The organism is Hydrogenobacter sp., assembly GCA_041287335.1.
Lineage (GTDB): Bacteria > Aquificota > Aquificia > Aquificales > Aquificaceae > Hydrogenobacter.
The window spans coordinates 1-21,375 of record JBEULM010000045.1 but is presented as its reverse complement, the minus strand read 5'-3'; the positions used below and the strand labels follow the sequence as shown (position 1 = coordinate 21,375).

Here is a 21,375-nt window from a genome sequence, read left to right as displayed (position 1 = left end):
CGAAAAGTTTTACAGGAACTTGGATCCGGAAACTCTAAAAAGCCTATTGTTTAAGGAGCTTGGCATAAATCATGCTTAAAAAGATATTCTTATACGATTGGCAGTACAAACTTTTGGCATTACTTCTGGGGTTTTTCTTATGGCTTGTAGTGAACCTGGGAGTGAGAGTTCCTATAGTTGTAGAGCGAAGCGTACAGATAGTTAACGAAGATCCCCATTATGTTTACAAACTTGAAAGGAAAAGGGTAAGGATAAAGCTTTTGGTTATTGAAAGGCTCAGCCTTAACGAAAGCATAGAGGGAGTAAAAGCGATAGTTGATGTAAAAGGATTAGGCGAAGGTGACTACATACTCAAGGTACATGTGGAAAGCCCTTTTAAACTCTTAGTATACCCTTCCAACGTAGAACCAGAATATATAAAGGTTTATGTAAGGAAAAAACCGCCCGAAGGGCGGTAGTACCTTCATCCACAGGAGAAAGAACTTCCACAACCGCAGGAACCTGTAACGTTGGGATTCTTTATGGTAAAACCACCACCCATGAAATCCATAACGTAATCAAGTTCCGCGTTATTCACGTAAGGCATAGAGAACTGGTCTATGACAACCTTGACACCGCCGTATTCAAAAACGTGATCTCCTTCCTCTATGGTATCGTCAAAACCCATGGCATACTGAAAACCAGAGCAACCACCTGGAACTACCCTTATCCTGAGTATAGGTTCGGTAATATTGTTCTCCTGTGCTATTTTCAGCACCTCCTGAGATGCCTTTTCTGTAACAAAGAAGTTCATGGCAGCTTGCTGCATCTTACTACCTCCTATCAGAATTTACTGACTTTTAAGATACGCAGGTTATAAAATTCTGGCAACGTGATTTATATCATCAAAAAGATGAAATAGCTCTATACTTATATGGCGTGCTATAAAATTAAGTTTCTGACATGGGTAAAAGACTACAATCGCTCATACTTTTTTCTGTACTTATGGTATCAGATATATTGGCGTATTACCTTTCCTTATTTATGGGGTATCTTACTCGCGTTGCGATAAATCCTTTAGTGATAAACTATGCGGACTTTAATTTTCCCTTATCTCACTTTTTAAAAATGTGGTGGATACCTATCCTTTTCTTATTCTTTAATTTCTACGAAGGTGTATACCAAAGTAGATACCCTTTTCCTGAAGAACTCAGGAGGATAGTAAAAGCCACCTTTTTTGGTGTAGTGACGCTGTTTTTTCTTGTAGGGATCACCAAAAAGTCCGAAGATGTATCAAGACTCATGTTTTTCATCTCAGGCGTTTATATGCCCTTATTTTTCTCCTTACTGAGGTACTCCTCAAAGAACTTGCTTTTTGGGATCGGTATAGGTTTGAAGAGGTTTGCGGTAGTTGGTTCTGACAGGATAATTCAGGATGCCGTGTCTTTTTTGGACGCAGAAAGGTATCTTGGATACTCAATGATAGGTTTCTTCAGCGATAAGGAATCCTTAAGAAGCGTTAAAATAAATGGTAAGGTTTTCAGGGTAAGAAAGATCAAATACCTTAATATGCTCATAGAGAAGGGGTTCGTAGATTGCCTTGTGATCTCAGCGGGATACCTCAGTGAGGAAGAGCTTGCCAACTTTGTGTATGGCTATCATGGAAAGGTAGAGGAGCTTATACTCGTTCCTCAGCTTAAAGGGTTGAACTTAATAAACTCGGATCACATGCCCTTTTACATGCTTGACGTCTTTATGCTAAGGTTCAGGGACAACCTTAAGACCTTTCCAAATCTTTATGTAAAGAGAGCCTTTGATCTGTTCCTTTCTTTGCTCTTATCTCCTATTGTACTTGTCGTAATGATCGTGGTTTCCGTGTTGATAAAGCTGGAGACGAAGGGACCTGTATTTTTCAGCCATTTACGTATAGGGCAAGGTGGAAAGCTTATAAGGGTTTACAAATTTAGAACTATGTATCAGGATGCTCAAGATAGGCTCAGTAAGCTTCTTGAAGAGAAGGAAGATCTCAGAATAGAGTGGGAAAGGTACAGAAAGCTTAAAGAAGATCCACGAGTAACTAAGATAGGTAGATTTTTAAGAAAAACATCCCTGGACGAGCTTCCTCAGATATTTAACGTCATAAAGGGAGACATGAGCCTTGTTGGTCCTCGCCCTGTAACGCAAGAGGAACTGGAAAGGTATTACAGAGAGTTCGCTCAGATATACAAAATGGTAAAACCTGGAATCACCGGTTACTGGCAGGTGAGCGGGAGGAACGAAGTGGACTATGATGTGAGGGTAGCTATGGATACTTTTTATGTGGTAAACTGGTCCCTTTGGTTGGACATATACATACTTATAAAGACTCTCTGGGTAGTTCTTAAAGGGAAGGGGGCTTATTGATATCCAAAGCTTAAGGTCAGGTTATATCTTTTATAATTACTACTCTTATGCGGAGGTGAATATGCAAAGATTTGTACTTAAATCAAAGATACACAGAGCGAAAATAACAGGTAAGGAACTCCATTACGAAGGGAGCCTTTCTCTGGACACCATCCTTATGGAATCTGCTGGTCTTTTACCTTTTGAGAGGATAGACGTATACAATGTCAATAACGGTGTAAGGTTTTCTACTTATGTGATACCCGCACCTGCGGGTTCTGGTGAAGTTAAATTAAATGGTGCGGCATCAAGACTCGGTGAGATAGGTGATCTGATAATAATTGCTTCTTACGCCATACTTGATGATAAGGAGCTTTTCGAGTTCAGACCTCTTCTTGTGTATGTAAACGAGAACAATCAGGTGCTTGAAGTTAGAAGAGATATACTGCAGGTGAATGTACATGATAGGTAAGGTATTTAGGATCTTCAAAGAGAAGGGAGGGATTTTGAAAGCTCTTGATCTGTGGGATTGGTATGAAAAGCTTGACATACAAAAACAAAAGATCGTCAAGTACTACTTTTCCCTCAAGAGTATAAAGAGTATGAGATTTCCATACAGAGCAAAACATTTTGACAGTGGTAATGTAGAAAATACTTACTACACTAAGAGAACTTTCTTAGGAAGCTTGGCTCAGATGGCGCTTCTTGAAGGAGATACAAAGAACGCTGAGTGGCTCTATTTAGAAGCTCTAAAGATGGAAGGCAATCCTCTTGAAGCTCACATGATACTGAACGATCTACTCATTCTAGCTCAAAAAGAAAAGGATTTTGATAAGATGGAAAAGTACGCTAAGGCTGATGTGGAACTATTTGATGAATACAAAGAGAGCCTTAAGGAAAAAAACGGTGGAACTTTACCCCACATAAACTCCTTTGATGCTCTGATCTATCTTCTTGAGAAAAAGGGATACTATACACAAGCTTTGGAGCTTCTCTCTTATATGGAGAGGGAATCCATACCTGTTTACGAAGAGACAAAGATTAGACTTAAAGAGAAAAGCTCATAGCAAGAGCACCCCTTGCCATACAAAATTCCTCACACTTAGAAAAAACTACAGATAGACAACTTGCAGGAAGCTTCTCTACAGATAGAAGTAAATTCTTCCTTGTATCCTCTAAAAATTCCCTCATATTATCCAAAAGCCCTCCACCAAGCACAAGTACGTCAGGATTTAGTATATGTACAGCATTTATCAGTCCTACGAGTAGATACTTTTTAAAAGTTTCCACAGTCTTTAAAGCTATAACATCCCCACTCTTAGCTTTCTGGACTATCTCATAATCCCTAAGATTCTCTCCAGAAATTTTTTTGTATATCCTCTCAAAGCCGTAAGAGGAACAATAAGCCTCCCAACAACCCAATCTTCCACAACTGCAAAGTTCTCCATCAGCTTGTATAATGTGATGTCCTAACTCTAAACTGCTTCCACAGGCACCCATATATGGTTTACCATCAATTACGAGTCCAGCCCCTAACCCTGTACCAATAGCTACAAAAAGCAAGCTTTCGCTTTGCCTGTGTTCGTAGTACCACTCCCCAAAAGCTCCAAAACTTACATCGTTACCTACCATACACTTTATACCTTCTGAAGTTATGAGTTCTCTTAAGTTTATTCCGTCAAGAGCAGGTATGTTTGGGGACTTATAAATTGTACCATCAAGGCTTGTAAAACCTGCTACAGCAACCCCCACGCTTTCCGGATCTCCATCTTTTACAACTCTAAGTATAGTTTTAAGAAAGCTGTCCCTATCCCTTGAAAGGTCCTTGACGTAAACCTTTTCTTTCCTACCGTCCTCCCAAAGCACCTTTATAAAGGTACCCCCGATATCAACCCCCTTTCTCATAGGAAAACTCCCTTATAACTACGCCATTGTTCTGCAATTCAGCTTTCAGATGTAAATTTACAGCAAAACCCGTATCACCTTCGTAAGTGCCATAGAACTCAACTTCATTATCGTGAACTTTAACTAATTTTTTCTTAGGCTTAAGTGACATGCTTTTGTTTTGCTGGCATAGGTTTTTTAAGCTATTTTCTCCATAAGTTTGTAAAAAATTACTACTTAGCATACCTTTTATGCGTTCAAAAGCTCTATCCGAACAATCTACTTCTCCAAGAATAAATAATATAAAAGGATCTATAGTTTTTAAGACATTTTTTTCTTTACTGTAATCCTGATACCAAATGAAAAATGTTATGAAAAAGGGATAAAAGAGAGCAAAAATCACAAAAGAACCTATGATTAAGTCTTCTCTTGCTATCTTCAGAGCCACCCTTTCCTCCTTACCCAGTAAAGCAATGCCAGTGTAACGCTTACCATAAGAAAGAGCGAATAAGGATATCCGTATTTCCATTCAAGCTCAGGTATGTGTTTGAAGTTCATACCGAATATACTGGCGATGAGTGTAGCAGGTAAGAATATAGTTGCTAATACAGTGAATACCTTTACAGCTTCGTTCTGCCTTATAGATATAAGACCCAGAAGGGAACTCTGTATGCTGTCAATTCTATCCATGTAAAGCGTGGTGTAGTCAAGTAAAGTGTAGAGATCATCGAGGACTATCTTTATATCCCTCTTAGTTTGAGCGTTCACCTTTGGGCTTTTTATAAAGTGGCTCAGAATTCTGAGCTTTTCATTTATAGTTTCCCTCAACGTTATGTTAAGCTCATCATAATAAGATATATCCCTTATGATCTCTTCTGACTGCTCCGCAAAAACTTCTTTCCTGAGATTCCTTATCCTTCTGCCTAAGATCTCAAGCCTGTCACCTATTCGATCCACCTCTATATTCACTATCTGGGCAAATATGGCTTCGGGAAACTGGAAGGACATATCCTGAGTTATTGCCCTTTTTTGAAAGATCATCAAAGTGGGTATATCCCTGTATCTCAAACTAACAAAGTACCTTCCCCTTATGAAGAATATGACAGGCTCTACGAGTATATCCTCTTTTTGCTGTATGACAAAAGAAAGATTCATGTACACAAAATCACCTTCCTCCTTATATTTGCTACTGATCTCTATGTCCCCAAATACTTCCCTGGGTGGTATCTCAAAGTTTACCGCACTCTTGAGCCAGTTTATTTCATCCTCAGTTGGTTTTTCTACATCTAACCACACCACTTTATCTTTAGGTATCTCCCCTATTTGATCAAGTCCCAGTTGAGCAAAGCCCCTGTTTATATTGGCGTACACGAAAATCATAACATAAATTATTTTAACTAAAACCAGGTAAGAAGTCTCCATCTTCTATAAGGTGGAGATGAATTGCCTCTTGACAAAATTTAAGTCTTGATATATAATAATAGCATTAGGTTGACGATAGCCAAAGTCAACTTGTATTATATGTATGGGTTCGCTCACCTTAAGAGCGGTAGGGTCGGAACGACCCAAGCTAAAGCCTGTGGAGAGGCGAGAGCCTTAATGAAGCAGGAAGCTCCATCTTCTATAAGGTGGAGCAGTTCACCAGTTCAATGACAGTTTAAGAGGACGTAGTAACCATCAAACTCAATACCTCTTAGCAGTATTTTGCACTGAGGTAACGCTCCCGCGTACTTTTCCTTTGTTACGAGTAGCGATCCAGATAGATTCCTGGGATCCTTTAAAGTTGGTATACACCTCTGCGAATAAAAGACCAAAGATGAGTCTTCACTTTTGTAAAAGTAAACCTTATTACCGTAAGAGTTTATAAATGGGTAAGCTTTTGGGGTGAATCTCATTTTTTGGTATAAGCTTGTTAAGGCAAGCAGTATGAAAAGGGCGCTTACAGAAAAAAATAAAACCTTTTTTAAGTACTTTTCTGAGATGTTCCGTGCAAGAATCACGCTGAGAGGTGGATAGGCGAAGAGTATGTAGTGATGTAGCTTGTTTTTGGCAAAGCTGAAAAAAAGCACAACGGATAAAAACCACACAAGATAAGGGAAAAGCTCTTTCTTAAAACCCTTAATTACATCGGGATATTTAGGTAAATAAAAGATGGTGGTTATCAGAACTATCACAATGTAGTAATAAAAAGGTGAAGGATGTGTCAGTCTCTCCCCCGTGTATCTCATCACGTTTTCGTATATGAAGAATCTGAAAAAATAGTAATACCCGAATTTATAAAGCATATAAAAGTACCAGCTTCCACCAAGTACTGAAAAGATGAGTATTCCCCTTAAGGAAAGGACCCTTAAGTCTCTCCTCCAGAGCATGTAAACCAATAGAATCAAAAGTACACCTACGGGACCCTTTGTCAAAAAGCTCAGGGACATAAATAACCAACCTACGAGTATTCTCCCGGATAGAAGGAAGTACAGAGCCACCATCATAAAGAAGGTGTTTAGCATCTCAGGTACCAAGGCTCTGGATTCTACCCACATGTGAGGCAGTGTGAGGAGTACCAAAAAGCTCTTTCTTGCGGTATCTTCGTCAACCTGCCTTTTTGCGATGAGGTAAGTGAGGGTAGCAACTCCCAAGGCTGAAAGTCCAGAAACGAGCCTTGTGGAAAACTCATTCAGACCGAAAAGTTCAGAAAAAAGAAGCGCTATCCAATAAAGCATAGGCGGTTTCTCAAATCTGGGTTCACAGTTATAGTAAGGCACGAGGAGATCCCCACTCCTTATCATGTTCAAGATGGCAGATGCGTTTCTGCCTTCATCAAGAGATGTAAAGCCGAGTATCCAGTTTCCAAACACAAAAAAGTAAAGGGAAAGAATGATGGCAAAAAATATCTGTCTCACTTCCTATGCTGTATATGTATTTGTACGCCACCACCTACATCAATCTGCGGTTTTTCTTCGCTCATCAATGCACAGGAGGAAAGAATGAGAGTAAGGAGGCTAACCCAGAACATCCCTAAGCACCTTGTAAGTTTTACTCGCTGGCAGACCCATGACTGTGTAAAAATCCCCAACTATCTTTTCCACGAAGGTAGCGCCAAAACCCTGTACAGCATAAGCTCCTGCCTTATCCATAGGTTCTCCTTCCAGAACGTACTTTTCTATCTCGTCCCTCCCTATACACCTAAACTTTACAAAGGACACATCGTGAAAGAGTATCCTCTTACCTTGAGATATCACACATACAGCGGTGATCACTTTGTGCCATCTGCCCGAAAGTAAGCTGAGCATCCTTTTTGCTTCTTGTGCATCTTTCGGTTTTCCAAGCACTTTACCGCTTAGCACCACTAAGGTATCAGCACCTATAACGGTAGCGTACTTGTACTCTTTCCATACAGTAAAGCTCTTTTTAAAGGCTAAGCTTCTTGCTGTCAGAAGCGGAGAGTTAGCATGCTCATCTTCTTTGACACCCGAAGGTATAACCAGAAACTTAAAACCCAACATGCGCAGTATGTCAACCCGCCTTTTGGACTCGGAAGCAAGTATGAGGAGCTTCACCTTAATTTTATATTATAACCCCTGCGTAATTTTCCACACCGTGAGGATAAAACTATTAAATTCATATGTATGTGCGGTATATTTGGGATATTTAATGCGGAGCATGCGGGAAAGTACGCCTTCTACGGTATATACGCCTTGCAACACAGAGGTCAGGAGAGTGTGGGTATAGCTACTTCCGACCGCGAGGGTATGTATCTTGTGAAAAAACCGGGTCTTGTTCTGGAAGCTATCACCGCCAAAGACATGGAAGCTTTAAAGGGAGATACAGCGATAGCCCATGTGAGGTATTCTACGTCTGGAGACAGCGGAGGATCCAACGCACAACCCCTCCTTAAGGAAACTTCCCTCGGTCAGACAGCGCTTGTGCATAACGGCAATCTCGTCAATTACCATACTTTAAAGACATCCCTCCAGGAACGTGGTGTTAGCTTTTATCATACGTCCGATAGCGAGCTTTTCCTTACTCTCCTTGATGTTGGGGAGTATGTACCTCAACACATAAAGTTGCATCCAGAAGATGAACGTATATTGCCCAAGATTTTTTTCGCTTTAAGTAAGGTCAAAGGTGCGTACAGTGTTATATATATGTTCAGAGATAGGCTCGTAGTAGCTCGTGACCCTTACGGTTTTAGACCGCTACTTATCGGCAGGCTCAAGAACTCCATACTTTTTGCTTCAGAAAGTTGCGCCTTTGATATCTTGGGAGCAGAAACGTGGAGGGAAGTAAAATGTGGTGAGGTAATAGTGGTTGACAAAAAAGGCATCCGAAGCTACCAACTCTTCAGGCAGGATAAAAAAGCCATGTGTATATTTGAGTTCGTTTATTTTTCCAAGCCGGAGGTCTTCCTTTTTGGAGATTGGGTCTATAGGGTGAGAAAGGCTATGGGGATGGCATTGGCAAGGGAGGATGACATAGACGGAGATGTGGTTGTACCGGTGCCTGATTCTGGTGTGGTACCTGCTATAGGTTACTCACAGGAGAAGGGTATACCCCTTGAGCTTGGCATCATAAGAAACCATTATGTCGGGAGGAGTTTCATAGAACCTACACAGGAGCTGAGAGACATAAAAGTTCTCATGAAACTCAATCCCAATAGGGCTGTCCTTGAAGGCAAGAGGGTTATAGTCATAGATGACTCTCTGGTGAGAGGCACCACATCAAGAAAGATAGTTAGCATGCTAAAGCGTGCAGGTGCAAAAGAGATACATCTCAGAATTGCATCACCTCCCGTTATAGGTCCATGTTATTACGGTATTGATACCCCCACAAAGGAAGAGCTTATAGCAAACAGGTTTAGCCCTGAGGAGATAAGGCAGTTCATAGGTGCAGACTCTCTGAAATACCTCTCCTTAGAGGGTTTAAAGAGCTGTGTTAAAAAGTCCGAAGATTTTTGCGATGCTTGTTTTAGCGGTGTTTATCCCGTTGAATATGAAGACAAAGCGTTGCGTATGCGCTGAATGGTGTCAAGAACAGCTTCCAAAGATGCCAAAGGGAGCATGTTGGGACCATCGGATAGTGCGCTATCAGGATCGGGATGGGTTTCCATAAAGATACCTTCACATCCTACAGCAACAGCTGCACGGATCAGAGGTAAGACGAATTCCCTCTGACCTGAAGATCTGTCACCTGCACCACCTGGAAGCTGAACGCTGTGTGTTGCATCAAAGATGACCTTTGCAAAGCTTGACATAATGACGAGACTTCTAAAGTCCACCACCAGATTGTTATACCCAAAGGATGTTCCTCTCTCCGTTATGTAGTATTGGGAGGCTCCTGCATGCTTGAGCTTGTCCACTACGTTTTTGACATCCCAAGGAGCCAAAAACTGACCCTTCTTTACGTTTACAGGTTTTCCTGTTTTTGCGGAGCTAATCAAGAGATCCGTTTGCCTGCTCAAAAAGGCAGGTATCTGTATGATATCCACAACTTGGGATACAGGTTCTACCTGCCATGTTTCATGTACATCCGTAGTTATCCTAAGACCAAACTCTTCCTTTACTTTGCTAAGCACCTTTAAGCCTTCCTCAAGCCCGGGACCTCTGTAAGAATTCACAGAAGACCTGTTTGCCTTATCAAAGGAGGACTTAAAAACGAATGTAAACTCAGGATAAAGCTCAGAAAGTCTTTTGAGTTCTTTCGCAACTTCAAAGACAACCTTCTCACTCTCTATAACGCAAGGACCCGCAATGATGATCATATTTCAAATTTTAGCGTATCTTTCAAGATAGAGCCTGGCAACCTCTTTGGCAAGGGAGTTCATCCTTCTTATGTACCTTGCTCTCTCCTGAACGGATATCACTCCTCTCGCGTCAAGGAGGTTAAAGGTATGAGAACACTTAAGAAGATAGTCGTAAGCAGGAAGGACAAGTTCTTCAGAAAGAAGCCTCTTTACCTCCCTTTCGTATAACTCGTAAAGTTCAAAAAGCATGTCCGGATCTGACCTTTCAAAGTTGTATAGACTCCACTCGTACTCTGATCTTTTGAAAACATCACCGTAGGTTAACCACTCGTTCCACTTTACGTCAAATACGCTATCCACATCCTGAAGGTACATGGCGATCCTCTCAAGTCCATACGTGATCTCCACTGAAATCTCTTCAAGATCAAAACCGCCCGCTTGCTGAAAGTATGTAAATTGTGTGATTTCCATACCGTCAAGCCAGACCTCCCAACCAAGCCCCCAAGCTCCCAAAGTAGGAGATTCCCAGTCATCCTCTACGAACCTTATATCGTGCTGGGAAGGATCTATACCCAGAACTTTAAGGCTTTCCAAGTATATTCCTTGCGGATCCTCTGGAGCAGGTTTTAGGATCACCTGAAACTGAAAGTAGTGTTGGAGTCTGTTTGGATTCTCACCATACCTGCCATCTTTTGGTCTCCTTGAAGGCTCAACATAAGCCACGTTCCACCCCTTAGGTCCAAGTACCTTCAGAAAAGTGGCAGGATTCATAGTTCCTGCACCGGTTTCTATGTCGTAAGGTTGCCATAGCGCACAACCCATATCAGCCCAGAATTTTTGGAGGTTCATGATTATGTCTTGGAAGTACATAACTCTATTATATTCCCTTTCAGAAATTTTTTCTCCCTATGGGAAAAAGTTCTGATTTAATATTTTTTAATGGCAAAGAGCTTGATAGTGCTTTCGGATCAGGAGGAATTTTTCTCTTTCCTGATAGATGGAGGGGAAATATGCAAGATCAAGGTTGAAAAAAAGGGTCTTGTCAGGATAGTGGATAGCATATTTAAAGGCAAAGTGAAGAAGTTGGTAAAGGGTATGGACGGTGTATTTGTTGACATAGGGCTTGAAAGGGAAGCTTACCTCCCTTTGAAACACAACTGTAAAAAAGATGGGGAGGAGATAAAGCCTGTCAGAGTAGGAGAAGAAATCATCGTACAGGTTGTAAGGGAGCCTATAGGGGAAAAGGGAGCTAAACTTACAAAAAGGATAAAACTTGTCGGTAAGTATCTCATATACGTACCAAATGCCAACGATGTGAGATTTTCTTCAAGACTGAGCAAAGAGGATAGAGAAAGACTCAAAGGCATAGCCCTTGAGGTTCTTCCCAAGTACGGTTTTAGCTGTGGGGTAATATTTAGAACTCACGCTTCAAAAGCAAGCGAAAAGGAAATAGTAAAGGACATAGATAGCCTTAAAAAGCTGTGGCTGAAGATCCTCAAAAAATCCTCAGTTCAAAAAAAACCCGGTATACTCCTTGAAGAGTACCCTTCTTACGTAAAGATAATAAAGGATCACTGGTACGAACTTGAGGAAATCGTTGCAGATAGTCCTTACGTATGGAACGATATAGTGTCCTTTCTTGAGGAATTTGAACCTCCTTTGGTGAAAAAAACTGTGTACGTTAAGGATGCGGGCGTATACGTAAACAGATACAGGATACATGACACTTTCAGAAAGATGCTCAGCAGACAAGTTTGGCTCAGAGGAGGTGGGTACATAGTTATAGAGGAAACGGAAGCCATGACTGTTATTGATGTGAACAGCGGAGAGCCTTGCGGAGAATCTCATGAGGAGAATGCGCTAAGTACGAATCTGGAAGCCGCAAAGGAGATAGCTAAACAGATAATGCTGAGGGATATAGGTGGTATAATTGTTATAGACTTTATTGATATGAAGAAACAGGAAAACAGGGATCTGGTGATTAAGACCTTACAAGACTCTTTTGGGGATGAAGCGTGTAACATACAGATTTATGGTTTTACGAGGCTGGGACTTTTGGAAATGGCGAGGAAAAAAAGCGGTGAGAGTGTATCCTCTTTGTTAACTGAGAGCTGTCCGCTGTGCAGAGGGAAAGGGAAAGTAAAGAGTAAGAGCCTGTTAGCTTTTGAACTTGAAAAAGATCTCAAGAGAGAGCCACACGGCATTATAGATCTGCATATAAACCCACAAAGTGCGGACACAGCAAAGGGCGTTGTAAAAATGCACGGACTTAAGTATGTGAACGTTATAGAAGATAAAAGCGTGGATTACAATGACTACGAAATACATTACAGGACTTGAGAAATGAAGAAGATTACATTTATGGTTCTTCTTGCACTTTTGTTTGGCTGTGCCAAGATGACTGAGGAAAAGAGAGCAAAGTTCGCAACTGAGTATTATCAGGAAGGAATGATCGCTTACGCTAACAGAAACTACTCAAAAGCTGTGGAGAGGCTCAAAGAAGCTCTTAAGTATCTTGAAAACCTTACACCTGAGCAGATAAAGGAAGCTAAATATGCCATAGCTGAAAGCTATTACATGAATAAAGATTATATAAATGCGGTAGTTTACCTTGAAGACTTTCTCTTTTATTATCCAGACATACCAGAATCGGAGAGGGCTTACTTTATGCTTGTAGACAGCTATATGAAAGTAGCACCTGATCCATACAGAGATCAAACCTACACCTTGAAAGCTATAGACAAAGCTAAGGATTTCTTGAGTAAGTTTCCGCAAAGTCCTTATGCAGATAGAGTTAGAGCTATTATGGACGATGCCCAAAAGAAACTTGCGAGGCACGAATATCTAATAGGTAGGTTTTACGAAGATTTTGGTTACTATTATTCCGCATCGCTAAGGTATAGAGACCTGCTTATCAACTATCCCGAACAGGTTTCCGATGTGGAGGTCTCTTTCAGATATATAAAGTCACTCCTGCTTGTGAGACTTCAAGCTAAGAAAGAAGAGGAAAAGTACAGAGGCTGGATAGATGAAGCTAAAAAACATCTCAAAGATGCAAAGACGGAGGATGACAAGAGAGCGATCCAGAAAAGAATTGATTTCCTTGAGGGACAAATACAAAGGTGGAAAAAGATGGCTCAGGAAAGTTATGAAGAGGGACTCAAAAACATGGAAAGGTATAAAAGTATATACGGGGAAAACAGTTACTACAAGGAGCTTGAAAAGTACGCAAAGAGATGACGGATAAATTAAAGCTTATAAAAGGGCTTCTTGAAGACAAAAAAGGTGAAGACGTAGTAGTGCTTGATGTTTCTAACTTCACTAACATAGCAGATTACTTTATTATAGCTACCGCAAACTCCTCAGTTCACGCAAAGGCTCTCGCTGACTATCTTACACAAGAGTTAAAAAAGCACGGTATAGAACCCGATCACATAGAGGGTTTGGAAAATGCCAACTGGATACTGATAGATTATCTTGACACTATAGTGCATATATTTCAGAAGGAGTGGAGGGAGTATTACGATCTGGAGTGGCTCTATGGAGCTGCAAGGAGGGTTGAGGTATGAGCTTTATTAAAGTGCTTTTTGTAATTATACTTACCGTAATTTTTCTCATTTTCGTAGCTCAACACGCCTATTACGTTGACCTCAATTTCTTCGGTATGACGTACAAAGTCCCTTTGTTTGTCATCATCTTGCTATCCTTTAGCGCAGGTTTCTTATTTCCCACCCTCTATTTCCTCGTTAAGGACATAAAACAGAGCGGATTCACAAAAGGTATAATAAACGGTATATACCAATTGGCTCGTGGTTATCCGCAGAAAGCCCAAGGGGAACTTCTGGGAGCTGCAAAAAGGAGCGAAGCTGTAGCGTGGCTTGTTGTGAAATCCCTTACAAAAAGGGGAGAGCTTCAGAAAGTGGAAAGTTTAAGACTTAAAGCTGACACGGGTTTAGTGGACAGTTCTATAGGTTCAAGACTGCTCAAAAGCGGAGAGTACGAAAAAGCAAAAGGGTACTTTCTTTCAGCCCTTTCAAAGGATGATGCCAACCTCTCAGCTTCAAAAGGTCTAAGGGATATAAGTTTTTTGGAGAAGGAGCTGGAGGTGTGTATAAAGTATCAGGAAGGCATCCTCAAGTTGTGCGAAAAGTGGGAAAAAGAAACTCAAAGAAAAATATTATCCGAGATACTTACTTATGCTTCGGAGTATCTTCCTGAGAAGAGAAAGGATCTTTTAGAAAAGGCACTTGACATTCACAGGTCTTTTTACGTACAAGCTCTCTGGATCAAGTATCTCCTTGAAAAAGGAGATGTAAAAGAAGCAAAAAAGCAAATAGAAAAAGCCTTCAGCACAAATACGCATAATGAGACATTCGCTATCCTTTCTCAGAACGAAGAGCATCTTACCAAAATTATGGATATCATAAAGGAAAAGGAGGATAGCATAGATCCGGATGTGCTTGCAAGAATATATATAAAACTGCACCTCTTTACCCAGCTGAGACCTTTACTTGAGAGGGTATCAAAACCCGTAAAACTTATGGCTCTCGTTTCTGAGTCCCACAAAGATACTGATAAGATGTGTGGCGAAGTCGTTGAAGAACTTTTCAAACCCTGGATATGTTCCTGCGGTGAGGGTTATAATAATTATCAGCCCTTGTGTGAGAGATGTCTCACATGGGGAAAAATAGCATTAAGGGGGATAAAAGATGCTACTGGACATAAGTAAAAAGCTTGTAAGGCTGAAAGTAGTGTATTACGGACCTGCGCAATCTGGTAAAACTACCAATTTGGAAAGGCTTGCAAATATGGAGGGGCTGAACATTATGAAGATAGACACACACGGAGAAAAGACCTTAGTCTTTGACTTTGTCACTAAGAAAGTAGATATGGGAAGTATTGAGGTATCTTTTGCCCTTTATACCATACCCGGGCAAGACATATACAGAGATATAAGGCTAACTGTCATGAGGGGAGTGGACGGTATAGTCTTCGTTGCAGACGCGCAAAGGGAAAGACTTGAAGAGAATATAGAGTTTTTTAAACTCCTGAAAGAGGACTTAAAGAAGGTGGGAAAAAGCTATGAGAACCTCCCTTTAGTCCTTCAGTATAACAAGATGGACCTTCCCAACGCCCTTGAGTTTGAAACCTTAGAAAAGGAGTTAAACCTTGAAGGTATAACTTCAGTGCCTGCAATAGCCATCAAAGGTGAGGGAGTACTTGAAACCTTTAATCTACTTACCAGCAAGATGCTAAGCAAAATAAGGCAGATGGTAGGATAAGATGCTGTCTGGATACATAAATACCGCTCAAGATGTGATAGATATAATAAACAGCTGTCTCATAAATAAGGAGGGCATTCTGGACTTTTTTTCCAACGGAAGCTTTATATCCCTCTATATACAAAAGGGTAAGGTGAAGGCTTTTTCAGTACCTTCCTTTGAAGGTGTTTCCGAAAGTCTAAAAAATAGGACAGCTTTACTTTTTTATCACCTCTCCGAAGTTTTGGAAAATCCAGAAGGTTTTTTTACTTTCAGGGAAGATACACCCATTGAGAACTTCCTTAACCTTGAACAACCCATTCAAGCTGAAGAATTGGTACTGCAACTACAACTCGTTTCTCATGAACTAAAGAACCTTATAGATAAGATCATTACCCCTTTTGCGGTTTTAAAAGTACAAAAACCTTTTGAAGGCATGGAAAAGTATGACGAAAAAAACCTATACGAAATAATCGGTTCCTCCGAAGACAGTATAATAGATACACTGCGCAAGGTCAAAGAACTTTTTTCACAAGGTTTTCTTGATATACACCAGTTTTATCAAATTGATATAGAAAGGAACAAGTTTTTGACAGAGTACATCATAAAGGATGTGGAGGCAAAGAAAATAAATATCAACACTATACTTGAAAATCTTCAGCTTAGCAAATTTACTGGTTTTTTAAAGGCAACGGATCAGTCTAACGAGTTTGAGATGTATTATGTAAAAGGAAAACCCATAAGCTTATACCCGGTAAATTATGATTTTTTTGAGTTTTTCCTAAATCAAAGCAATTCCATGCACATAAGCGTGATTAGTATGGATGCTACTTCTATGAGCCTTTATATGCTAAAACATTCGGAAAACAGAAGTGTAAATAGCCTTCAGGGTGACTTTCTTGAGGTAGGGAAGGTATTTATGGGTATGAGCAGAACAAAAAGCAGTGGTCTTATCATGCTTCACATGCCGCAGAAAAAGGTTTACATACTTTACGAAGAGGGAAAGATGAGAGGTATGTTGGAGGAAGATCAAGGTCATATCAAAACCATCTCACAGCTAAAGCTTGAAAAACCCTTCTGGATGGATCTTATCTTCTATGAACCTATGGGCAATATGGGATCGGTGGTTTACCTCTTTTTGATAAATCTCGTTTACGGCATACTACTAAAGCATGTGAGTGATGTAAATCAAAGCATAATGGGATACACCGCATCTTCTGACCTATTTGTATACGAGGAAGGGTCCATAAAGTACAGGAGAAGACCCAAAGAAGAAGATGACGTGATTCTCGGATTTCTATCTACACTACTGGATATAGGATACAGGACTCTCGGTCAGAAAAAACTTGAAGAGGCTCTGGAGATATCTTTACAACCCTATAGGGATGCGTTTAAAATCATGGATGTGGAGGAGTTTATAAAGTTGCCCAATGAGAGTACTTCTCGTTGAAGATGATACTTATGTAGGAGAGATGATAAAGGAAGGTCTCCAGTACGAAGGCTACAACGTAGTTTGGGTAAGAGACGGTTTTTCCGCAATAAGGGAAGTGACAGATGGAGATTATGACCTTGTACTTCTTGACATAATGCTTCCCAAGTTTGATGGCATAAAGGTGCTAAGGAGAATAAGGGAGGTCAAAGATACACCCGTTATAATGATCACCGCAAAATCCCAAGTGGAAGATAAGGTGGAAGGACTTTCCGCTGGTGCAGATGATTACATAACAAAACCCTTTTCATTTAAGGAGGTGCTTGCAAGGATAAACGCTGTACTCAGAAGGTGTAAGAAAGAAGAAGAGGGTATCATAAAGATAGGTGATCTTGTGATAAATCCAAAGTCTTATGAAGTCTACTATAGAGGACAAAGTGTAAAGCTTACAAACAGGGAGTTCAAGCTTCTTAAAGTGCTTGCAGAACATGCGGGAGAAGTGCTGAGCAGGGAAAGGCTCTTTGCAAAAGTTTGGGGATCATCTTACGGTGAAAACTCCAACGTGGTAGATGTCTACATAAAAAACCTCAGAAACAAGTTGGAAGATAGACCTCCAAAGCTCATACACACCATCAGGGGAATGGGTTACATGCTCAAACCTCAGGATGTCAGTTAAGTTTAAACTTCTCCTCTTTTTCGTAAGCGCTTATGTAATTAGCATGCTAAGTGTGGCTCTATTTACACTTACCGCTGTTAAGGAACTACTTCTTAACTACACTTACGACTACATGGAGTATCAAATAAAACCTGCCATAGAGTTCTACAAAAACCTTCACGCAAACCCATCAAGATACATAAATTTATTAGCCTCCGATGTGGTTTCCAGAGATATAGCGAGCGTTGTGATAGACAAAAAGGGCAATATAAAGCATAAAGAATCCTTCTTGGATGGTGAAGATCCGCAGATAACTCCCGAGGATATAAAATTCTTTTTAAACAACAAGAAGGGCGTTCTGTACGAGTACACCTTTATCGTTAAAGATTTGGGCGATTACAAACTCGTCCTTCTTGGAAAGATGGAAAGGATAGAAAGTATCCAAAAAAAGCTCGTAACTTTCATAACACTATTTACCTTGTTCATATCCTTACTTATAGCTCTTACCCTTATGATCTTTATAAGGCGTATGCTTAAACCTCTTGGGTATCTTACCAGTATCTCTATGGAGGTATACAGGGGAAACATGGGAGTGAAGGTAGAAAAAAGCGACAGTAAAGATGAGTTTGGGGTTCTTCAAAACGCTTACAGGGATATGCTCGGAAAACTCCAAAAAACTTTTGACTGGCAAAAGGATTTTATAGCCGGTATGGCGCACGAGCTTAAAACACCACTCACTTATATAAAAGGACAGCTTGAGCTTATCAGCATGGGTATTTACAAAGATGAAGCAAGGCTTGGAGAAGTGATCAAAAACATGTCGATCCAAGTGAGCAAAATGGAAAGACTTATAAACCATTTGGTACTTCTGATGAGATTAGAATCCGGTATACCACTTAAACTTTCTCCGGTAAGCTTAAACGAGATATTTGTGGAGATAGATGAAGAGTACGAATTTATAAAGCGAACGCATAACTTCAGGGTGGAGTATCTGATCCAGGACGTCAAAATCCTCGCAGACAGAGACTACATGAAGATAGCTTTAGGGAATCTCGTAGAAAACAGCTATAAGTATACTCAAGAGGGAGGGACAATAAGGCTTTATTATTCTGACGGATGTCTCATTGTTGAGGATAACGGAAGAGGCATAAAAGACACTCAGAAAGTCTTTGAGAGGTTTTACAGGGAGGCTCAGGATAAAGAGGGTTTCGGACTTGGGCTTTCCATAGTTAAAGCTATAGCTGATGCTCACCACTTTAAACTTTCTATAGAGAGCAAAGTTGGACATGGTACAAAAATAAGCCTCTGCACAAAAGGAGATTTTCCCAATTAGTTTGGTATATATTTATTAGAATGCCCCTCGCTATTATGATTTGGGGTAAAGAAGAAGGGAAACGTTTTTATCCAGAAAAGCTCCTCTGGCTTGTAGACAACCCGCATCCCCATTGGGTAGAAACCGCAAAGGATAATTTGAAGATGGACTTTAAGGAAACGGGCTTTAGGCAGTTTATAACTTTAAACTCTAAATACATAGTTACTGATGCCATGCTTATGTTTGGTTTGCAATTTGCAAAATCAAAAGACAGGCTTTTGGAGGCTCTCAACCCGGTAAGACTTATGGTGAAGGTAAAACCGGGAAGCTTTCTCAGTATGAGCCATCACTTTCTGGGAGCGCCTTTTGAGGTAGAGTGCGATGAGGTGCTCAGAGAGTTTCTCCTTTCGGCAAGGAAGGTGCTTGAAGAAGGAGGATTTTCTCTTGACGTTCTCATCATATCCTATAACCCTTACATTGAGGATCTGATTCTTAGTAATCTGGATAGGATAAGTGGATTAAGGTATAGATTTTACAGTGCGGGAACATGATGGAAAAAGACTACAAAGGACCTTTTAGCAGGATGGGAGAAGGTCTCGTAGAGAGGTACATTGAAGACTTAAAAAAAGAACTGGAGAAAAAACCGAACGATCCTGACCTTAACTTCAAGCTTGGAGTAGCTTACGTAAGACTCAAAAAGATAGATGAGGCTCGCAATATATACAAAAAACTCAGAAGTATAGATCAAAAACTCGCAAAGGATCTTTTGGACCTTATATACGAAGTATGAGCTTTCATTACCTCTTGAAAATCATTTTTAAATGCTTTATATTATAACACATTATGGTTAAGGATGTTGAAGTAAGGCTTGATAGGTTCATAGATAGGTGTAAAAGTATGGGACTTAAGATTACCCCTCAAAGGGTTGCGGTTTATGAAGTGCTTCTAAATAGAGAGGATCACCCTACAGTAGAAGAGGTTTACAACGAGGTAAAAAAGAGATACCCTTTTGTTTCCTTGGCGACAGTTTACAGAACGGTGGAAACCCTTGAAGAACTCGGTTTTGTCAAAAGGGTAGCTTATTGGGGAGGTTCCATCAGGTACGATGCCAACGTGGAAGATCATCACCACCTCATATGTACGCGGTGCGGTGCTATAAGGGACATTCACCTTGACATAAACTGGCAACCTCCAAACTATATGGAAGGGTACAGGGTTGAAAAATACTCCCTTCATATTTATGGAGTGTGTCCCGAATGTCAGAAGAGAGAGATCTGAAAGTTTACACAAACTCACAGGTACTTGATCGCATAAATAGGGAACTTCCCGAATGGAAATACGAAGAGGGTTTTTTGATCAGGGAATTTCATACAAAGAATTGGAAGGAAACATTATTTCTAACTAATGCGATAGCATACCTTGCTGAGGTCTACTGGCATCATCCTGACCTTGAATTGTCTTTTAAAAGACTTAAGGTGAAACTGCAAACTCACGAGGCGGGAGGCATAACTGATAAAGATTTTGAATTGGCAAGGGAGATAGAAAAGATAGCTACCATACCACAAAGGAAGTGATATTTTAAGGTGTGTAAACGGCTTCTATACGGGCGTTGTTTCTCCCCTGAGGATCCGTCACATCTGATATTATAGAGAATATGAAACCTTTGTTTCCCGGGGGTAGTTTACTGTAAGCAACACCAGTTATTGGGTATCCGGGAGGTGGTCTGTAGCCGGCAAAACACACTTTTACGGTGTTATTAAACAAATTGGTAGAGCCCTTGAGCCGAAATTTTAAGTTCAGACTGCAACAGCATTGACCCACAAGAAGCTGTCCACTAATGCATGGTGGATTACCGTCAGGACATGGTTGGTTGTAAACTATTCTGTCAAAAACATCCGTAGTTATGGCGTAGTTGATACCTGAAGCGGCAGCTTCCCTTGCAGAAGAGTAAGTTCTCACAGCTTCCGAGCTTTCAAAAAGTCTGGTGAGTATAAAGTATAGTCCTCCCAGAAGGATAAGGACAAGTACAGCGGTTATCAGGGCTGAGACTAAGGCTACACCCCTTACCTTATATTTTTCAGGGGGATATCCACCTCTGCTATTGACCATCTGTAATACCTCCAATCTGTAGGCATAACTATTGCGCCTCCACAATAATCGCTGAAGTTAGGCACATTACTCTGTACACTTTGCCTGCCTCCCACCTGAAGCAGTATACATAGCCTTATACCAAGAAGGTTACTTATATCACTGTTGGGAACACTGTCACTGTATGTTATACCCTTTGTAGGATCTGGGATTATGTACCTTACCCTAAAAGCTCCTACACAATCTACGAGGGGTTGAGATGCGTCCGCACCTACCCTTTTGAAGAGGGTCTGAGTTCCAGAAGCGCAGAGTTTTGATGCTGTAGGACTCACACCCAGATAGTAACGGGTTACAAAGTCAGCGGGATAAATTTTATCCTCCACGTTAAATACAAGTGCGTTAGCACAGCTGGATGTGATGTCCTGCTTAGTTATGGGACTAAGACACACGACCCTTGAGTTGTCTGCAGGAAGTCCCCAGCTGGCAGAAGAGCATGGTCTAAAAAAATAGTCCCTCGCCTGTGTAGTGACATTTTTACCTGCATCAGTTACACCCCAGCAACCTATGTCACTTCCCTGTCTTGTGGCTAAGCTCAGAAAATCTATTTCGCTACCACTGATTGCGATAACTGCATTAGAACTTTGTACG

Annotated in this window: 27 protein-coding genes; 17 read left to right on the top strand and 10 right to left on the bottom strand. The window is 40.7% G+C overall.

Annotated features, from left to right (window positions below; translation table 11 throughout):
* Nucleotides 1-71: 71 nt before the first annotated feature.
* Nucleotides 72-458, top strand: a complete 387-nt coding sequence (locus ABWK04_06570; protein ID MEZ0361536.1) for a hypothetical protein — start codon at nucleotides 72-74, stop codon at nucleotides 456-458.
* A 5-nt stretch (nucleotides 459-463) separates the two neighbouring features.
* Here ABWK04_06570 and ABWK04_06565 read toward each other — a convergent pair whose 3' ends face one another.
* The gene (locus ABWK04_06565; protein ID MEZ0361535.1) at nucleotides 464-808 is read right to left on the bottom strand and encodes an iron-sulfur cluster assembly accessory protein; all 345 of its coding nucleotides are present in this window, start codon (nucleotides 806-808) and stop codon (nucleotides 464-466) included.
* A 134-nt stretch (nucleotides 809-942) separates the two neighbouring features.
* Between ABWK04_06565 and wbaP the strand changes: the two genes are divergently transcribed.
* From wbaP to ABWK04_06550, 3 genes are all read left to right on the top strand, one after another.
* The gene (gene wbaP, locus ABWK04_06560) at nucleotides 943-2,382 is read left to right on the top strand and encodes an undecaprenyl-phosphate galactose phosphotransferase WbaP (GenBank protein ID MEZ0361534.1); all 1,440 of its coding nucleotides are present in this window, start codon (nucleotides 943-945) and stop codon (nucleotides 2,380-2,382) included.
* Between the two features lie 61 nt (nucleotides 2,383-2,443).
* Nucleotides 2,444-2,833 carry an aspartate 1-decarboxylase gene (panD, locus tag ABWK04_06555; GenBank protein ID MEZ0361533.1) on the top strand — a complete coding sequence of 130 codons (390 nt, stop codon included), beginning with the start codon at nucleotides 2,444-2,446 and terminating at the stop codon, nucleotides 2,831-2,833.
* Nucleotides 2,817-3,428, top strand: coding sequence for a hypothetical protein (locus ABWK04_06550; protein MEZ0361532.1), 612 nt, complete (start codon nucleotides 2,817-2,819; stop codon nucleotides 3,426-3,428). The genes panD and ABWK04_06550 overlap by 17 nt, the downstream gene beginning before the upstream one ends.
* Here ABWK04_06550 and ABWK04_06545 read toward each other — a convergent pair.
* The 5 genes from ABWK04_06545 to ABWK04_06525 all read right to left on the bottom strand — a co-directional run bounded on the left by ABWK04_06545 (nucleotide 3,409) and on the right by ABWK04_06525 (nucleotide 7,799).
* The gene (locus tag ABWK04_06545) at nucleotides 3,409-4,266 is read right to left on the bottom strand and encodes an ROK family protein (protein MEZ0361531.1); all 858 of its coding nucleotides are present in this window, start codon (nucleotides 4,264-4,266) and stop codon (nucleotides 3,409-3,411) included. The two genes, ABWK04_06550 and ABWK04_06545, sit on opposite strands and share 20 nt — an antisense overlap.
* Nucleotides 4,250-4,693 (bottom strand): hypothetical protein, encoded by a 444-nt coding sequence (locus ABWK04_06540; GenBank protein MEZ0361530.1) that lies wholly within the window; start codon nucleotides 4,691-4,693, stop codon nucleotides 4,250-4,252. Before ABWK04_06540 ends, ABWK04_06545 begins: the two co-directional genes overlap by 17 nt.
* Complete coding sequence (corA, locus tag ABWK04_06535) at nucleotides 4,684-5,625, bottom strand: magnesium/cobalt transporter CorA (GenBank protein ID MEZ0361529.1); 942 nt, start codon at nucleotides 5,623-5,625, stop codon at nucleotides 4,684-4,686. Before corA ends, ABWK04_06540 begins: the two co-directional genes overlap by 10 nt.
* Nucleotides 5,626-5,891: 266 nt before the next feature.
* Nucleotides 5,892-7,142 (bottom strand): glycosyltransferase family 39 protein, encoded by a 1,251-nt coding sequence (locus ABWK04_06530; protein MEZ0361528.1) that lies wholly within the window; start codon nucleotides 7,140-7,142, stop codon nucleotides 5,892-5,894.
* Between the two features lie 99 nt (nucleotides 7,143-7,241).
* Nucleotides 7,242-7,799, bottom strand: coding sequence for a Maf family protein (locus ABWK04_06525; protein ID MEZ0361527.1), 558 nt, complete (start codon nucleotides 7,797-7,799; stop codon nucleotides 7,242-7,244).
* A gap of 69 nt (nucleotides 7,800-7,868) precedes the next feature.
* On the opposite strand from ABWK04_06525, the gene purF reads away from it, so the two are divergent.
* Nucleotides 7,869-9,260, top strand: a complete 1,392-nt coding sequence (gene purF, locus ABWK04_06520; protein ID MEZ0361526.1) for an amidophosphoribosyltransferase — start codon at nucleotides 7,869-7,871, stop codon at nucleotides 9,258-9,260.
* On the opposite strand, the gene kdsA is transcribed toward purF, so the two are convergent.
* Together kdsA and ABWK04_06510 are read right to left on the bottom strand one after the other, a co-directional pair.
* A complete protein-coding gene (gene kdsA, locus ABWK04_06515; protein ID MEZ0361525.1) occupies nucleotides 9,218-10,000 on the bottom strand; it encodes a 3-deoxy-8-phosphooctulonate synthase in 783 nt (260 codons plus the stop codon). The two genes, purF and kdsA, sit on opposite strands and share 43 nt — an antisense overlap.
* A 3-nt stretch (nucleotides 10,001-10,003) precedes the next feature.
* Nucleotides 10,004-10,852, bottom strand: a complete 849-nt coding sequence (locus ABWK04_06510) for a glycine--tRNA ligase subunit alpha (protein ID MEZ0361524.1) — start codon at nucleotides 10,850-10,852, stop codon at nucleotides 10,004-10,006.
* Nucleotides 10,853-10,921: 69 nt separating this feature from the next.
* On the opposite strand from ABWK04_06510, the gene ABWK04_06505 reads away from it, so the two are divergent.
* The 12 genes from ABWK04_06505 to ABWK04_06450 are packed head-to-tail and all read left to right on the top strand — an operon-like array spanning nucleotide 10,922 to nucleotide 20,213.
* Complete coding sequence (locus ABWK04_06505; protein ID MEZ0361523.1) at nucleotides 10,922-12,322, top strand: Rne/Rng family ribonuclease; 1,401 nt, start codon at nucleotides 10,922-10,924, stop codon at nucleotides 12,320-12,322.
* A 3-nt stretch (nucleotides 12,323-12,325) separates the two neighbouring features.
* Entirely contained in the window at nucleotides 12,326-13,222 is an 897-nt protein-coding gene (gene bamD, locus ABWK04_06500) for an outer membrane protein assembly factor BamD (GenBank protein MEZ0361522.1), read from the top strand.
* Entirely contained in the window at nucleotides 13,219-13,551 is a 333-nt protein-coding gene (gene rsfS, locus ABWK04_06495; GenBank protein MEZ0361521.1) for a ribosome silencing factor, read from the top strand. The genes bamD and rsfS overlap by 4 nt, the downstream gene beginning before the upstream one ends.
* Nucleotides 13,548-14,711, top strand: a complete 1,164-nt coding sequence (locus tag ABWK04_06490; GenBank protein MEZ0361520.1) for a DUF1049 domain-containing protein — start codon at nucleotides 13,548-13,550, stop codon at nucleotides 14,709-14,711. The genes rsfS and ABWK04_06490 overlap by 4 nt, the downstream gene beginning before the upstream one ends.
* Nucleotides 14,692-15,264: an ADP-ribosylation factor-like protein gene (locus ABWK04_06485; GenBank protein ID MEZ0361519.1), complete on the top strand. Its 573-nt coding sequence runs from the start codon at nucleotides 14,692-14,694 to the stop codon at nucleotides 15,262-15,264. Before ABWK04_06490 ends, ABWK04_06485 begins: the two co-directional genes overlap by 20 nt.
* A 1-nt stretch (nucleotide 15,265) precedes the next feature.
* Nucleotides 15,266-16,693, top strand: a complete 1,428-nt coding sequence (locus tag ABWK04_06480; protein ID MEZ0361518.1) for a hypothetical protein — start codon at nucleotides 15,266-15,268, stop codon at nucleotides 16,691-16,693.
* Nucleotides 16,674-17,348 (top strand): response regulator transcription factor, encoded by a 675-nt coding sequence (locus ABWK04_06475; protein ID MEZ0361517.1) that lies wholly within the window; start codon nucleotides 16,674-16,676, stop codon nucleotides 17,346-17,348. Before ABWK04_06480 ends, ABWK04_06475 begins: the two co-directional genes overlap by 20 nt.
* On the top strand, nucleotides 17,338-18,660 hold the full coding sequence (locus ABWK04_06470; protein MEZ0361516.1) for a HAMP domain-containing sensor histidine kinase: 1,323 nt from the start codon (nucleotides 17,338-17,340) through the stop codon (nucleotides 18,658-18,660). The genes ABWK04_06475 and ABWK04_06470 overlap by 11 nt, the downstream gene beginning before the upstream one ends.
* 35 nt (nucleotides 18,661-18,695) lie before the next feature.
* Nucleotides 18,696-19,190, top strand: a complete 495-nt coding sequence (locus tag ABWK04_06465) for a hypothetical protein (GenBank protein MEZ0361515.1) — start codon at nucleotides 18,696-18,698, stop codon at nucleotides 19,188-19,190.
* On the top strand, nucleotides 19,187-19,429 hold the full coding sequence (locus ABWK04_06460) for a tetratricopeptide repeat protein (protein MEZ0361514.1): 243 nt from the start codon (nucleotides 19,187-19,189) through the stop codon (nucleotides 19,427-19,429). Before ABWK04_06465 ends, ABWK04_06460 begins: the two co-directional genes overlap by 4 nt.
* 53 nt (nucleotides 19,430-19,482) lie before the next feature.
* Complete coding sequence (locus ABWK04_06455; GenBank protein MEZ0361513.1) at nucleotides 19,483-19,917, top strand: Fur family transcriptional regulator; 435 nt, start codon at nucleotides 19,483-19,485, stop codon at nucleotides 19,915-19,917.
* A complete protein-coding gene (locus tag ABWK04_06450) occupies nucleotides 19,896-20,213 on the top strand; it encodes a 4a-hydroxytetrahydrobiopterin dehydratase (protein MEZ0361512.1) in 318 nt (105 codons plus the stop codon). The genes ABWK04_06455 and ABWK04_06450 overlap by 22 nt, the downstream gene beginning before the upstream one ends.
* A gap of 4 nt (nucleotides 20,214-20,217) precedes the next feature.
* On the opposite strand, the gene ABWK04_06445 is transcribed toward ABWK04_06450, so the two are convergent.
* Both ABWK04_06445 and ABWK04_06440 read right to left on the bottom strand, forming a co-directional pair.
* A complete protein-coding gene (locus tag ABWK04_06445; protein MEZ0361511.1) occupies nucleotides 20,218-20,748 on the bottom strand; it encodes a hypothetical protein in 531 nt (176 codons plus the stop codon).
* Nucleotides 20,703-21,375, bottom strand: a 673-nt coding sequence (locus tag ABWK04_06440; protein ID MEZ0361510.1) for a prepilin-type cleavage/methylation domain-containing protein, incomplete at its 5' end; no start/stop codon positions are given. The genes ABWK04_06445 and ABWK04_06440, both read right to left, overlap by 46 nt.

What these genes read in the sequence shown, in the direction of transcription:
- ABWK04_06570 (MEZ0361536.1), top strand. Translation starts at nt 72, where the DNA reads ATGCTTAAAAAGATATTCTTATACGATTGGCAGTACAAACTTTTGGCA.
- ABWK04_06565 (MEZ0361535.1), bottom strand. Translation starts at nt 808, where the DNA reads ATGCAGCAAGCTGCCATGAACTTCTTTGTTACAGAAAAGGCATCTCAG.
- wbaP (MEZ0361534.1), top strand. Translation starts at nt 943, where the DNA reads ATGGGTAAAAGACTACAATCGCTCATACTTTTTTCTGTACTTATGGTA.
- panD (MEZ0361533.1), top strand. Translation starts at nt 2,444, where the DNA reads ATGCAAAGATTTGTACTTAAATCAAAGATACACAGAGCGAAAATAACA.
- ABWK04_06550 (MEZ0361532.1), top strand. Translation starts at nt 2,817, where the DNA reads ATGTACATGATAGGTAAGGTATTTAGGATCTTCAAAGAGAAGGGAGGG.
- ABWK04_06545 (MEZ0361531.1), bottom strand. Translation starts at nt 4,266, where the DNA reads ATGAGAAAGGGGGTTGATATCGGGGGTACCTTTATAAAGGTGCTTTGG.
- corA (MEZ0361529.1), bottom strand. Translation starts at nt 5,625, where the DNA reads ATGATTTTCGTGTACGCCAATATAAACAGGGGCTTTGCTCAACTGGGA.
- purF (MEZ0361526.1), top strand. Translation starts at nt 7,869, where the DNA reads ATGTGCGGTATATTTGGGATATTTAATGCGGAGCATGCGGGAAAGTAC.
- kdsA (MEZ0361525.1), bottom strand. Translation starts at nt 10,000, where the DNA reads ATGATCATCATTGCGGGTCCTTGCGTTATAGAGAGTGAGAAGGTTGTC.
- ABWK04_06510 (MEZ0361524.1), bottom strand. Translation starts at nt 10,852, where the DNA reads ATGTACTTCCAAGACATAATCATGAACCTCCAAAAATTCTGGGCTGAT.
- ABWK04_06505 (MEZ0361523.1), top strand. Translation starts at nt 10,922, where the DNA reads ATGGCAAAGAGCTTGATAGTGCTTTCGGATCAGGAGGAATTTTTCTCT.
- bamD (MEZ0361522.1), top strand. Translation starts at nt 12,326, where the DNA reads ATGAAGAAGATTACATTTATGGTTCTTCTTGCACTTTTGTTTGGCTGT.
- rsfS (MEZ0361521.1), top strand. Translation starts at nt 13,219, where the DNA reads ATGACGGATAAATTAAAGCTTATAAAAGGGCTTCTTGAAGACAAAAAA.
- ABWK04_06490 (MEZ0361520.1), top strand. Translation starts at nt 13,548, where the DNA reads ATGAGCTTTATTAAAGTGCTTTTTGTAATTATACTTACCGTAATTTTT.
- ABWK04_06485 (MEZ0361519.1), top strand. Translation starts at nt 14,692, where the DNA reads ATGCTACTGGACATAAGTAAAAAGCTTGTAAGGCTGAAAGTAGTGTAT.
- ABWK04_06480 (MEZ0361518.1), top strand. Translation starts at nt 15,266, where the DNA reads ATGCTGTCTGGATACATAAATACCGCTCAAGATGTGATAGATATAATA.
- ABWK04_06475 (MEZ0361517.1), top strand. Translation starts at nt 16,674, where the DNA reads ATGAGAGTACTTCTCGTTGAAGATGATACTTATGTAGGAGAGATGATA.
- ABWK04_06470 (MEZ0361516.1), top strand. Translation starts at nt 17,338, where the DNA reads ATGTCAGTTAAGTTTAAACTTCTCCTCTTTTTCGTAAGCGCTTATGTA.
- ABWK04_06465 (MEZ0361515.1), top strand. Translation starts at nt 18,696, where the DNA reads ATGATTTGGGGTAAAGAAGAAGGGAAACGTTTTTATCCAGAAAAGCTC.
- ABWK04_06460 (MEZ0361514.1), top strand. Translation starts at nt 19,187, where the DNA reads ATGATGGAAAAAGACTACAAAGGACCTTTTAGCAGGATGGGAGAAGGT.
- ABWK04_06455 (MEZ0361513.1), top strand. Translation starts at nt 19,483, where the DNA reads ATGGTTAAGGATGTTGAAGTAAGGCTTGATAGGTTCATAGATAGGTGT.
- ABWK04_06450 (MEZ0361512.1), top strand. Translation starts at nt 19,896, where the DNA reads ATGTCAGAAGAGAGAGATCTGAAAGTTTACACAAACTCACAGGTACTT.
- ABWK04_06445 (MEZ0361511.1), bottom strand. Translation starts at nt 20,748, where the DNA reads ATGGTCAATAGCAGAGGTGGATATCCCCCTGAAAAATATAAGGTAAGG.